A 12,892-nucleotide genomic window follows, 5' to 3' on the forward strand; every position below is an offset into this window, starting at 1 on the left:
TCTCCTTCGCCGATTAGCCTAACGTCGGCATACTGAACTCAGATACAGTTTGCTGCCCTTGCGGCCAGCGGACGGTGGCGGTTTTCATACGCGTGTAGAAACGTACCCCATCCGGCCCATGCACGTTCAGTGCGCCAAATACGGAGCGTTTCCAGCCGCCAAAGCTATGGAAGGCCATTGGAACAGGAACAGGGACGTTGACCCCAACCATTCCGGCCTGAACATCATGTACAAATTCGCGTGCGGTGTGCCCGTTGCTGGTAAAGACGGCGCTGCCGTTGCCAAACTCATGGCTATTCACCAGCTCCAGCGCGCTGTGGTAATCCGCCACGCGGACAATCCCCAGCACCGGGCCAAAAATCTCTTCGCGCCAGATAGTCATCTCTGGGGTAACGTTATCAAACAGCGTTCCGCCGACGTAGTACCCCTCTTCAAACCCGGCTACCCGCAGCTTACGTCCGTCAACAACCAGCGTCGCCCCTTCGCTGGCCCCTTTATCAATATACCCTAGCACTTTCTTCTGATGAGTATCGGAAACAACCGGTCCCATCTCGTTCTCTTCTTTGCCGCGCATACATCCCGGGCCGACTTTCAGGGCTTCCACCAACGGTTTCAGACGTGCGATCAGCTTGTCAGCCGTTTCATCACCTACAGCCACCACGACCGGCAGCGCCATGCAGCGTTCGCCTGCTGAGCCGAATGCGCCGCCCATAATGGCGTTAACGGTGGCATCAAGATCCGCGTCCGGCATAACAATCGCGTGGTTTTTCGCCGCGCCGAATGCCTGAACCCGCTTACCATACGCGCTGGCGGTTTTATAAATATGCTCCGCCACGCCGGAAGATCCTACAAAGCTTACCGCCGCAATACGCGGGTCCTTATACAGCTGTTCAGCGTCTTCATTGCTGCAGTGCACCACGTTAAAGACGCCATCCGGCAGGCCCGCTTCTTTCAGCAGTTCCGCCAGACGTACAGCGGCGGTCGGCGCCAGCGCAGGCGGTTTAAGAACAAAGCTATTTCCACAAGCCAGCGCCAGCGGGAACATCCACATCGGCACCATCGCAGGGAAGTTAAATGGCGTAATGCCCGCCACCACACCCAGCGGCTGCATCAGGGAATAGCTGTCAACACTGGTCCCCACATCCGAGGAGAATTCCCCCTTGATGAGGTGCGGAATACCGCAGGCAAATTCAACAACTTCCATGCCACGGGTCAGCTCACCCATTGCGTCTGAAAAGACTTTACCGTGCTCGCTGACAATAATCCCTGCCAACTCTTCGGCATGCTGTTCAAGCAACATTTTAAAATTGAACATCACGCGAGCGCGGCGCAGCGGCGTGGTACGCGACCAACCCTCAAAAGCATCCCGAGCAACCTGAATGGCGTCAGACACTTCCTGGGCGGTCGATAACGTGACTTCGCGGACCACTTTGCCCGTCGCGGGGTCAAAAACCGGTATCGTTTTATTGCTGCTGCTGGTAACGGTCTGCCCGCCAATAAAGTTTCCTGTGATAGTCATGCTTTCGCCTCATAGTATGGAGTATCGGGGCCAACGCAGTACGGCCCATTGCTGGATCTGCTATGCTATAACCGTAGTAAAATGAAATTAATATTTCAATATTCATCTATAATGAAATTCTATTTTGGTGATGAGAGTCGCATTTTCCTGTAAGAAAATGTCACCTCGCAGGCGAAATAGTCACGAAAAGAGATGAGATATGACAGGAAGCGGCGAACGATAGTAACAAAAACGCAACAGACACTCACATTGCGATCCGGCTCAAAAATCCACCATTTCATGCATTGTTATTTTTAGAATAAATATTTTAATTGTAACATATCCGAACGCGTCCCTTTTTTGCGCCAGTAAAGCGTATTGCTTCGACCCGCTGAAGCGGATTTATTCGAGAGTGAAGGCGACAACATGGCGTAAACCATGGCGAAATGCGCCGTCGTGCGGCAAACCGGAAAATACAGGGAAGCGTGTCAGACAGGAAGGGGCGATAAAGCGCCCCCTTTCGACATCAGAAAGAGGGCCTATTACATCAGGATTTACGCATCATCAACCAGAGGCTCAGCAAAAAGAAGCTGGCGCTCGGCAACAACGCGCCGATAATTGGCGGAATACCGTATACCAGGGTTAACGGGCCAAAAATCTGGTCCAGCACATAGAAGATAAAACCGAAGCTAATCCCGGTAACCACCCTGATCCCCATCGGCACGCTACGCAGCGGGCCAAAGATAAATGACAGGGCCATCAGCATCATCACCGCCACCGACAGCGGCTGGAAGATTTTGCTCCACATATTGAGCTGATAACGCCCCGGATCCTGACCGCTGGACCGCAGATAGTTGACATAGTTATACAGACCGCTGATCGACAGCGCATCCGGGTCCAGCGCCACCACGCCCAGTTTATCCGGCGTCAGATTGGTTTTCCAGGTCCCGCTGACCCTCTGGGTACCGGTCACCTGTTTCGGGTTGGTAAGATCGGATTCATCCACCTGCGACAAGTGCCAGAGCTTATTCTCGGTATCAAATTTCGCTGAAGCGGCATAGCGAACCGACTGTAAACGACGCTGGTCGTTAAAAGCGTAAATACTCACGCCGCCGAGCTCATCGGCGCCTTTTACCCGTTCAATATAAACAAAGTTATTGCCGTCTTTCGCCCACAGCCCTTGCTGAGTGGAAAGCAGAGAACCGCCATACATCTGTTGAGCACGGTAGTTACGCGCCATCTGCTCACCCTGCGGCGCGACCCATTCGCCCATAGCCATAGTCAGCAATACCAGCGGGATCGCGGTTTTCATTACCGACAGCGCAACCTGAAAACGGGTAAAACCGGAAGCCTGCATCACCACCAGTTCGCTGCGCTGGGCCAGCATCCCCAACCCCAGCAGCGCGCCAAGCAGCGCCGCCATCGGAAAGAATATCTGGATATCTTTCGGCACGCTAAGGATCGTGTAAATCCCCGCGCCCAGCGCATCGTAGTTACCCTGCCCCGCTTTTTTCAACTGATCGACAAATTTGATGATGCCCGAGAGGGAGACCAGCATGAACAGCGTCATCATGATGGTATTGAAGATCGTCTTACCGATATAACGGTCAAGTACGCCAAACGCCTGCATTACACCGCTCCTTTATTAAAACGGGCACGGAAGCGGCGCATCGGCACCGTATCCCACAGGTTCAACAGCACGGCCAATGCGAAATAGAGCAGATTGACTCCCCACATCCAGATCATCGGATCCATTTTTCCTTTACCGCCGTTCGATTTAATCGACGTCTGCAGCAGGAAGAACACCAGATACAGCAGCATCGCCGGCAACATCGATAGCACGCGGCCCTGACGCGGATTCACCACGCTGAGCGGCACAACCATCAGCGCCATGATGAACACCGTCGCCACCAGCGTGAAACGCCAGTGCAGCTCCGCCCGGGCGCGATCGGTATCAGTACGCCATAACGTACGCATGTCCATCTGTTCAGTATCGTTAGGATCGGATGCCACCGCCTGATGGCCGATAATCGCCTGATAATTTTTAAAGTCGGTGATGCGGAAATCTCTCAGCATCGCGGTCCCTTCAAAGCGCGTGCCCTGATTCATGGTGACCACCTGCGAGCCGTCTTTACGCAATGTCAGTTCGCCGGTGTCCGCGACCACCACCGAAGGACGGGCATTGCCTTTAGGACGGAGTTGTGCCAGGAAGACATCGCTGAAATGGTTGCCTTTGACATTTTCGATAAACAGTACCGCGCTGCCGTCGCTGGCCTGCTGGAACTGCCCCTGGGCCAGCGCAGCCATACCGGGATTCGCTTTCGCTTCCGCCAGCACTTCATCCTGATGGCGGGACGACCAGGGCCCGGCCCACATGACGTTAACCGCCGCGATGATGCCGGTAAATAGTGCAAGGATCATCGCGGCTTTCACCAGCACGGCTTTACTCAAGCCGCAGGCGTGCATCACCGTAATTTCACTTTCGGTATACAGTTTACCCAGCGTCATTAGCAGCCCGAGAAACAAACTCAGGGGCAGAATGAGCTGCGCCATTTCAGGTACGCCCAGCCCCAACAGTGAGAGCACCAGATTCGTCGGGATATCGCCATCAACAGCGGCGCCAAGGATCCTGACCAGTTTCTGACAGAAGAAAATGAGTAGCAGGATGAACAAGATCGCCAACTGGCTTTTCAGCGTCTCACGAACCAGATATCTTATGATTAACACTATAAATACGCCCGTAAAAACCCGTTTTATTGCAGGAAAATTGCTTGTTTCATGGCTTAAACGTCATTTATTCTCTTTGGTCGTCGAAAACATCGCTAAGATTAAATGACTCGCTGGTTCCGCGTATCAGGATCTTTTCTGACGAACCAAAGCCGTAATAACGTTAAGATTAACATGAAGTCACCACAACAGCGGACATGAGTTACGAAAGCTTTCAATTTCTGTACTCTATGGATTTCGAGTTGCAGGCAGGCGGCAAAGACTGTGAAGCTCCGGCGCTTACATCAGGTAAGTGACTGAGGTGAGCAGGCGCAGCCAACGCATCTGCAACGTGAAAGACGACGAGTATATCTGTAGCGACCACTGTTGTCTTTAAGATTCAGGAGCATAGTGCATGGAGTTCAGTGTAAAAAGCGGTAGCCCGGAGAAGCAGCGGAGCGCCTGCATCGTAGTTGGCGTCTTTGAACCGCGTCGGCTCTCCCCCATCGCCGAACAACTCGACAAAATTAGCGATGGTTATATCAGTGCCCTGCTGCGTCGCGGCGAACTGGAAGGCAAGCCTGGCCAGACATTATTGCTGCACCATGTGCCGAATATTTTGTCGGAGCGCATTCTGCTCATCGGCTGCGGTAAAGAGCGTGAGCTGGACGAGCGACAGTACAAACAGGTCATTCAGAAAACCATCAATACGCTGAATGACACCGGCTCAATGGAAGCGGTCTGCTTCCTGACCGAACTGCACGTCAAAGGCCGCAACAACTACTGGAAAGTGCGCCAGGCTGTCGAAACGGCCAAAGAGACGCTGTACAGCTTTGATCAACTGAAGACCAACAAGAGCGAGCCGCGCCGCCCGCTGCGTAAAATGGTCTTTAACGTGCCGACCCGCCGGGAACTGACCAGCGGCGAGCGTGCGATCCAGCACGGTCTGGCGATTGCCGCCGGGATTAAAGCGGCGAAAGATCTCGGCAATATGCCGCCGAATATCTGTAATGCCGCCTACCTGGCCTCCCAGGCGCGCCAGCTGGCCGACAGCTACAGCAAGAACGTCATTACCCGCGTCATCGGCGAACAGCAGATGAAAGAGCTGGGGATGCACGCTTACCTGGCGGTCGGTCACGGTTCGCAGAACGAATCGCTGATGTCGGTGATCGAATACAAAGGCAACCCGTCGGAAGACGCACGGCCGATCGTGCTGGTGGGCAAAGGGCTGACCTTTGACTCCGGCGGCATCTCCATCAAGCCTGCCGAAGGCATGGACGAGATGAAGTACGATATGTGCGGCGCAGCGGCGGTGTACGGCGTGATGCGTATGGTCGCCGAGCTTCAGCTACCGTTAAACGTTGTCGGCGTACTGGCCGGGTGTGAAAACATGCCGGGCGGGCGAGCGTATCGTCCGGGCGACGTGCTGACCACCATGTCCGGCCAGACGGTTGAAGTGCTGAACACCGATGCCGAAGGGCGCCTGGTGCTATGCGATGTGCTGACCTACGTTGAGCGTTTCGAGCCGGAAACGGTTATCGACGTGGCGACGCTGACCGGCGCGTGCGTGATTGCGCTCGGCCACCATATCACCGGCCTGATGTCGAATCACAATCCGCTGGCCCATGAGCTCATTGGCGCATCCGAACTGGCGGGCGATCGCGCATGGCGCTTGCCGCTGGGCGATGAGTTCCAGGAACAGCTAGAGTCTAACTTTGCAGATATGGCGAACATCGGCGGCCGTCCTGGCGGGGCAATTACCGCGGGCTGCTTCCTGTCGCGCTTTACCCGTAAGTACAACTGGGCGCACCTGGATATCGCCGGCACCGCATGGCGTTCCGGCAAAGCCAAAGGCGCCACCGGCCGTCCGGTGGCGTTGCTGTCGCAGTTCCTGCTCAATCGTGCGGGTTTTAACGGCGAAGAGTGATTGCCGTCTGATGCCCGGTGGCGCTACGCTTACCGGGCCTACGGAAAAATGCCGTTTGTAGGCCGGGTAAGCGTAGCGCCACCCGGCTTTGCATTTAAATCCACAACAAGAAGCCCCATATATGAAGAATACAACGTTCTATATTCTGGACAATGACACCATCGTTGATGGCCTGAGCGCCGTTGAACAACTGGTGTGCGACATTGCCGCAGAACGTTGGCGCAGTGGTAAACGCGTGCTGATTGCCTGTGAAGACGACCAACAGGCCATCCGCCTGGATGAAGCGCTGTGGGCAAGACCGCCGGAGAGTTTTGTTCCGCATAATCTGTCGGGAGAAGGCCCTGCAGGCGGTGCACCAGTGGAGATCGCCTGGCCGCAGAAACGCAACAGCAGCCCGCGGGATATTCTGATCAGCCTGCGGCTAAACTTTGCAGATTTTGCCACCGCTTTCACAGAAGTGATAGACTTCGTCCCCTATGAAGATTCTTTGAAGCAACTGGCGCGCGAACGCTATAAAGCGTACCGCATGGCTGGTTTCAACCTGAACACGGCAACCTGGAAATAATGGAAAAGACATACAACCCCCAAGATATCGAACAGCCGCTTTACGAGCACTGGGAAAAGCAGGGCTATTTCAAACCCAATGGCGACGAAAGCCAGGAAAGCTTCTGCATCATGATCCCGCCGCCGAACGTCACCGGCAGTTTGCATATGGGTCATGCCTTTCAGCAAACCATTATGGATACCCTGATCCGCTACCAGCGCATGCAGGGTAAAAACACCCTGTGGCAGGTCGGTACCGACCACGCGGGGATCGCAACCCAGATGGTGGTTGAGCGCAAAATTGCCGCCGAAGAGGGTAAAACCCGCCATGATTACGGGCGTGATGCCTTCATCGACAAAATCTGGCAGTGGAAAGCGGAATCCGGCGGCACCATTACCCGTCAGATGCGCCGTCTGGGTAACTCCGTAGACTGGGCGCGCGAGCGCTTCACCATGGACGAAGGCCTGTCCAACGCGGTGAAAGAAGTGTTTGTCCGCCTGTACAAAGAAGATCTGATCTACCGCGGCAAGCGTCTGGTCAACTGGGACCCGAAACTGCGCACCGCTATCTCTGACCTGGAAGTGGAAAACCGCGAGTCCAAAGGCTCCATGTGGCACATCCGCTACCCGCTGGCTGACGGTGCGAAAACCGCAGACGGTAAAGATTACCTGGTGGTCGCCACCACCCGTCCGGAAACCCTGCTGGGCGATACCGGTGTGGCCGTCAACCCGGAAGATCCGCGCTATAAAGACCTGATCGGCAAATACGTCATTCTGCCGCTGGTTGACCGCCGCATTCCGATCGTCGGTGATGAACATGCCGATATGGAAAAAGGCACCGGCTGTGTGAAGATCACCCCAGCGCACGACTTTAACGACTATGAAGTGGGCCGTCGTCATGCCCTGCCAATGATCAACATCTTCACCTTTGATGGCGATATCCGCGAAACTGCGGAAGTGTATGACACCAAAGGCGAAGAGTCCGACGTCTACTCCAGCGACATTCCGGCGGAATTCCAGAAGCTGGAGCGCTTTGCCGCACGTAAAGCGGTGGTTGCCGCTATCGATGCCCTCGGCCTGCTGGAAGAGATTAAACCGCACGATCTGACCGTACCGTACGGTGACCGCGGCGGCGTGGTTATCGAACCGATGCTGACCGACCAGTGGTACGTGCGTGCCGACGTGCTGGCAAAACCGGCGGTGGAAGCGGTTGAGAACGGCGATATCCAGTTCGTGCCAAAACAGTACGAAAACATGTACTTCTCCTGGATGCGCGATATTCAGGACTGGTGTATCTCCCGTCAGCTGTGGTGGGGCCATCGCATCCCGGCATGGTATGACAACGACGGCAACGTCTACGTTGGCCGCAGCGAAGACGAAGTGCGTCAGGAAAACAACCTGAGCGCCGACGTTGCCCTGCGCCAGGACGACGACGTACTGGACACCTGGTTCTCCTCCGCGCTGTGGACCTTCTCGACGCTCGGCTGGCCGGAAAACACCGACGCGCTGCGTCAGTTCCACCCCACCAGCGTGATGGTCTCCGGTTTCGACATTATCTTCTTCTGGATTGCCCGCATGATCATGATGACCATGCACTTCATCAAAGATGAAAACGGCAAGCCGCAGGTGCCGTTCAAGACCGTCTATATGACCGGTCTGATTCGCGATGACGAAGGGCAGAAAATGTCCAAATCCAAGGGTAACGTTATCGACCCGCTGGATATGGTTGACGGTATTTCCCTGCCGGAGCTGCTGGAAAAACGTACCGGCAATATGATGCAGCCGCAGCTGGCGGAAAAAATCGCCAAACGTACTGAGAAGCAGTTCCCGAACGGTATTGAGCCGCACGGCACCGACGCTCTGCGCTTCACCCTGGCGGCGCTGGCCTCTACCGGCCGCGACATCAACTGGGATATGAAGCGTCTGGAAGGCTACCGTAACTTCTGTAATAAGCTGTGGAACGCCAGCCGCTTTGTGCTGATGAATACCGAAGATCAGGATTGCGGCTTCAACGGCGGCGAGATGACCCTGTCGCTGGCGGATCGCTGGATCCTGGCGGAATTCAATCAGACCATCAAAACGTACCGCGAAGCGCTGGACAGCTTCCGCTTCGATATCGCAGCGGGCATTCTGTACGAGTTCACCTGGAACCAGTTCTGCGACTGGTATCTGGAGCTGACCAAGCCGGTCATGAACGGCGGCTCTGAAGCAGAACTGCGCGGCACCCGCAACACGCTGGTCACCGTGCTGGAAGGTCTGCTGCGCCTGGCGCACCCGATCATCCCGTTCATCACCGAAACCATCTGGCAGCGTGTGAAAGTGATTTCCGGCATTACCGCCGACACCATCATGCTACAGCCGTTCCCGCAGTACGATGCCTCCCAGGTGGATGAAGCCGCCCTGGCCGATACCGAATGGCTGAAGCAGGCGATCGTTGCGGTGCGTAACATCCGTGCGGAAATGAACATCGCGCCGGGTAAACCGCTGGCGCTGCTGCTGCGTGGTTGCAGCGAGGCGGCGATTCGTCGCGTCAACGACAACCGCAGCTTCCTGCTGAACCTGGCGCGTCTGGAAAGCATCACCGTGCTGCCAGCCGATGACAAAGGGCCGGTTTCCGTGACCAAAATCATCGACGGAGCCGAACTGCTGATCCCGATGGCCGGTCTTATCGACAAAGAAGCCGAGCTGGCGCGTCTGGCGAAAGAAGTGGCGAAGGTCGAAGCGGAAATTGGCCGTATTTCGGGCAAACTGGCGAACGAAGGTTTTGTCGCCCGCGCGCCGGAAGCGGTGATCGCCAAAGAGCGTGAGAAACTGGAAGGCTACGCGGAAGCGAAAGCGAAGCTGATTGAGCAGCAGGCGGTTATCGCCGCGCTGTAAAGATCGTACCAGACTGTTTGCCGGATGGCGCTACGCTTATCCGGCCTACGGTTTCGGGTAGCCCGGACAAGACGCAGCAGCGCCGACTCCGGGTTATCCGCGTTACGCTTCCAACCGCCTGAATTATCGTCGCTTGCACTCCCCCTCCCGGCAGTGTTATTAACTGCATATGTTCAGCCATTTATGTCATGAGTTTCGCTATGAGTGTGATTTCACCGGTTGCGGCGACATTGCGTCGAATCACCGCTGACGATAACCCCGCCATTGCCAGCGTTATCCGCCAGGTTTCCGCTGAATATGGCTTAACCCCCGATAAAGGCTATACGGTGGCCGACCCGAATCTGGATGAGCTTTTCCAGTTGTACAGCCAGCCGGGCTCTGCCTATTGGGTAGCCGAACAAAATGGCCTGGTCGTTGGCGGTGGCGGAATTGCGCCTCTGACCTGTAGCGAGCCCGATATTTGCGAGCTACAAAAAATGTATTTTATGGCCTCTGCACGCGGCCACGGGCTGGCAAAGAAGCTGGCGCTGATGGCATTGGATCACGCCCGCGAACAGGGATTCAAACGCTGCTATCTGGAAACCACCGCCTTCCTTAAAGAAGCGGTTGGTTTATATGAACACCTTGGCTTTAAGCATATCGACGGCCCGCTGGGCTGCACCGGACATGTTGACTGCGAAGTCAGAATGTTAAAAACGCTGTAGCACGCCGAAACAACCGCGCCGGTTCATCGAAAAATTGCATCAATCTAATACAAAAAGAGCATTATTCACGGTAAATTTTCGCTAATACACTGTCTGAGTATTCGCTATTTTTTAGCCTGCCACCGTGGCAGGCATTACTCAGGATCGAACATAATGAAAAAACTCCCCTTCCTGCTGACCAGCAGCCTGATTTTTGGCGGCATGGTGTCCAGCGTCTATGCCAACGCGCTTCCGGGTAATACCGAAGGTGCCCAGATCATGCACGTGGAAAAAACACAGGGCCGTATCGATGCGCTAAACGATATTGTTTACAGCCAGGTTAAAAGCACCGTAGCCGTTCGTCAGTTGCATATGTCATTGCTGGTGCCATACAACGACGACCTGAAACCGGCAATTGTTTATTTCCCCGGCGGCGGATTCACCGGTTCAGCATGGCATAAGTTTATCCAAATGCGCATGGCGCTGGCGGAGGCCGGATTCGTTGTTGCAGCGGCGGAATACCGCACGATTCCCGACACCTTTCCGGCTCCGGTAGTCGATGGTAAAGCCGCGATTCGTTACCTGCGCGAGCATGCCGCTGAATACGGTATCGACCCGTCCCGCATTGGCGTACTGGGCGACTCCGCCGGCGGCTATCTGGCGCAGATGCTGGCGCTGACCAATGGCGATAAATCATTCGACCGTGGCGACAATCTCGCACAATCTTCCGATGTCCAGGCCGCCGCGACGCTGTACGGGATTTCGAATTTACTGAACATTGGCGAGGGCTTCCCGGAAGCGATACAAAAAGTGCACCAGTCGCCGGCTGTCACAGAGGCGCTACTGGTAAACGGTAGCGCCTTCCGCGACTGGCCGGGAGCCACCATCGACAGCGATAAACAGAAAGCGCTGGCCGCCAGCCCAATGGGCCATATTCACGGTAAGAAACCGCCGTTTTTGATTATGCACGGCAGCGCTGACACGCTGGTCTCGCCGGTACAAAGTAAGCAACTCTATGAAGCGCTGAAAAAGGAGGGTAATCAGGCGGATTACGTGTTGCTGGAAGGCGCAAACCATGGGGATGATAACTGGTATCAGAAGCCGGTTATTGAACGCGTGGTGAAATGGTTTAAAGCGACTCTCGGCGCGCCGAAAGCCGCCACTGCGGGGAAAAAAGATAAAAACGCCAATCTGTAGCGAACACCAGACCGCCGTGGCTAAACGGCGGTCAGCGTTCAGGCCGGGACACCGCTATGGAAACGGAATTCCGTTTCCGGCGTGTTAATCAACACGGCTTCCGCCTCGCCAAGCTGGCGCACGCGTTCGCGAATATCATCTTCGGCAATCCGCTGCGCCAGATCCAGATAGTCCTGATAATGGCGTGCTTCCGAGCGCAGCAGCGACAAATAAAACGTCTGCAGATCATCATCCAGCCATGGCGCCAGCGCGGCAAAACGCTCGCAGGAGCGGGCTTCGATGTAAGCGCCGCAAATCAGTTTATCAATAAGCATCGCAGGTTCATGAGAACGCACTTCCCGACGCAGCCCGCGCGCATAGCTGCTGGCGGTAATTTTGACGTAGGGGATATCACGGGAAAGCATGATTTCGCGAACCTGCCAAAAGTGATGCAGCTCTTCTTTGATCAGCAAAATCATGCTGTCGAGTAGCTGACGCCCCCAGGGATCGTCGGTCTGCGGCATGACGCTTTTATTAATCTGTTTATGCAGCGCGACAAAATCAGGCTCTGACCCGCGTCGCCAGGTGAAATCCTCATAGGGCTTCAGGCAGGCCAAAAGCTCATCCGACTCTTCTTTATCCGCCACATATCGACGCACCAGCAGCATGGCGTTTTGCGCCGCCTTTAGCTCGCATACCATATGGTCCGTCAGCAGCAGCGGGAGATTTTCCGGTTTACGGGCTTCATCGATCCACGCCTGCGGCGTCGGACAATGTAAAAATTCTAAGATCGGGGAGAGTATTTGCGGATAATCCATTGACGTTCCTTGCTACACACACAATCATTCAGATACATCGCGACGGCAAAGAACACGGCTCCGGGATGAACAGCGTGCTGTTGCCAACGTGAATGATGATGGATATAAACGACGGCATACCTTGCCGTCGTTTACTTCAACGCAGAAATGCTTAGTGGCGAATGCCGTTGTCGTCGTCCATAAGATCTTCGTCGTCATCACCTTCTTCGTCTTCCCCGTCGGGATCTTCGTAGTAGGTGCCCCAGCCGTCGTACTCAACGTCGTATTTTTCAGCCAGCGTCATCAGTTGCTCGACCTGGGCATCGATCAGCTCAGCATTCAGCGCAGATTCACTGAGGATATCGCAACAAATAACCATCTCCCCCTCTTCAACTTCCAGCTCTTCTGGCTCGGTCACTTCGTAACCCAGTTTGAAGGCTTCAACTGCCACTTTCTCCAGCGTGTCGAAATCATCGGCGGAAAGATGATGTTCGATGGTGTACAGCGCATCCGGATCGCTGCCATCTTCGAGCAGCTCTTCGATAATCAGACGCGTTTCTTCACGCTGCTCTTCCAGTAGTTCCGGGTTTGCCATGGCTTGTTCCTCATAATATGTCGCGGATACTGCATATTGTCACATACCGCCGTGATTGCCTCCACCTTCTGAGAGAAAGATTTATCGCAC

The 12,892-nt window shown here is 55.1% G+C and carries 10 protein-coding genes; 5 read left to right on the plus strand and 5 right to left on the minus strand.

The window, feature by feature from the left end; genetic code table 11:
* Positions 1-13: 13 nt before the first annotated feature.
* The 3 genes from FE839_RS15115 to lptF all read right to left on the minus strand — a co-directional run bounded on the left by FE839_RS15115 (position 14) and on the right by lptF (position 4,225).
* Positions 14-1,519 carry a CoA-acylating methylmalonate-semialdehyde dehydrogenase gene (locus tag FE839_RS15115; protein ID WP_138361625.1) on the minus strand — a complete coding sequence of 502 codons (1,506 nt, stop codon included), beginning with the start codon at positions 1,517-1,519 and terminating at the stop codon, positions 14-16.
* 526 nt (positions 1,520-2,045) lie between these two features.
* Positions 2,046-3,128: an LPS export ABC transporter permease LptG gene (lptG, locus tag FE839_RS15120; RefSeq protein WP_138361626.1), complete on the minus strand. Its 1,083-nt coding sequence runs from the start codon at positions 3,126-3,128 to the stop codon at positions 2,046-2,048.
* Positions 3,128-4,225, minus strand: a complete 1,098-nt coding sequence (lptF, locus tag FE839_RS15125; RefSeq protein ID WP_138361627.1) for an LPS export ABC transporter permease LptF — start codon at positions 4,223-4,225, stop codon at positions 3,128-3,130. Before lptF ends, lptG begins: the two co-directional genes overlap by 1 nt.
* Positions 4,226-4,619: 394 nt before the next feature.
* Between lptF and pepA the strand changes: the two genes are divergently transcribed.
* The 5 genes from pepA to FE839_RS15150 all read left to right on the plus strand — a co-directional run bounded on the left by pepA (position 4,620) and on the right by FE839_RS15150 (position 11,431).
* On the plus strand, positions 4,620-6,131 hold the full coding sequence (gene pepA / locus FE839_RS15130) for a leucyl aminopeptidase (protein WP_138361628.1): 1,512 nt from the start codon (positions 4,620-4,622) through the stop codon (positions 6,129-6,131).
* A gap of 121 nt (positions 6,132-6,252) precedes the next feature.
* A complete protein-coding gene (gene holC, locus FE839_RS15135) occupies positions 6,253-6,696 on the plus strand; it encodes a DNA polymerase III subunit chi (RefSeq protein WP_138361629.1) in 444 nt (147 codons plus the stop codon).
* Positions 6,696-9,551 (plus strand): valine--tRNA ligase, encoded by a 2,856-nt coding sequence (locus tag FE839_RS15140; protein WP_138361630.1) that lies wholly within the window; start codon positions 6,696-6,698, stop codon positions 9,549-9,551. The genes holC and FE839_RS15140 overlap by 1 nt, the downstream gene beginning before the upstream one ends.
* 200 nt (positions 9,552-9,751) lie before the next feature.
* Positions 9,752-10,255, plus strand: a complete 504-nt coding sequence (locus FE839_RS15145) for a GNAT family N-acetyltransferase (protein WP_138361631.1) — start codon at positions 9,752-9,754, stop codon at positions 10,253-10,255.
* Positions 10,256-10,408: 153 nt separating this feature from the next.
* The gene (locus tag FE839_RS15150; RefSeq protein ID WP_138361632.1) at positions 10,409-11,431 is read left to right on the plus strand and encodes an alpha/beta hydrolase; all 1,023 of its coding nucleotides are present in this window, start codon (positions 10,409-10,411) and stop codon (positions 11,429-11,431) included.
* Positions 11,432-11,469: 38 nt separating this feature from the next.
* Here the strand turns inward: FE839_RS15150 and miaE are convergent, their stop codons facing one another.
* Entirely contained in the window at positions 11,470-12,228 is a 759-nt protein-coding gene (miaE, locus tag FE839_RS15155; protein ID WP_138361633.1) for a tRNA isopentenyl-2-thiomethyl-A-37 hydroxylase MiaE, read from the minus strand.
* 151 nt (positions 12,229-12,379) lie between these two features.
* Positions 12,380-12,802 carry a ribonuclease E inhibitor RraB gene (gene rraB / locus FE839_RS15160; protein WP_138361634.1) on the minus strand — a complete coding sequence of 141 codons (423 nt, stop codon included), beginning with the start codon at positions 12,800-12,802 and terminating at the stop codon, positions 12,380-12,382.
* Between the last annotated feature and the right edge of the window lie 90 nt (positions 12,803-12,892).

This window comes from Klebsiella indica (assembly GCF_005860775.1).
Taxonomy (GTDB): domain Bacteria; phylum Pseudomonadota; class Gammaproteobacteria; order Enterobacterales; family Enterobacteriaceae; genus Klebsiella; species Klebsiella indica.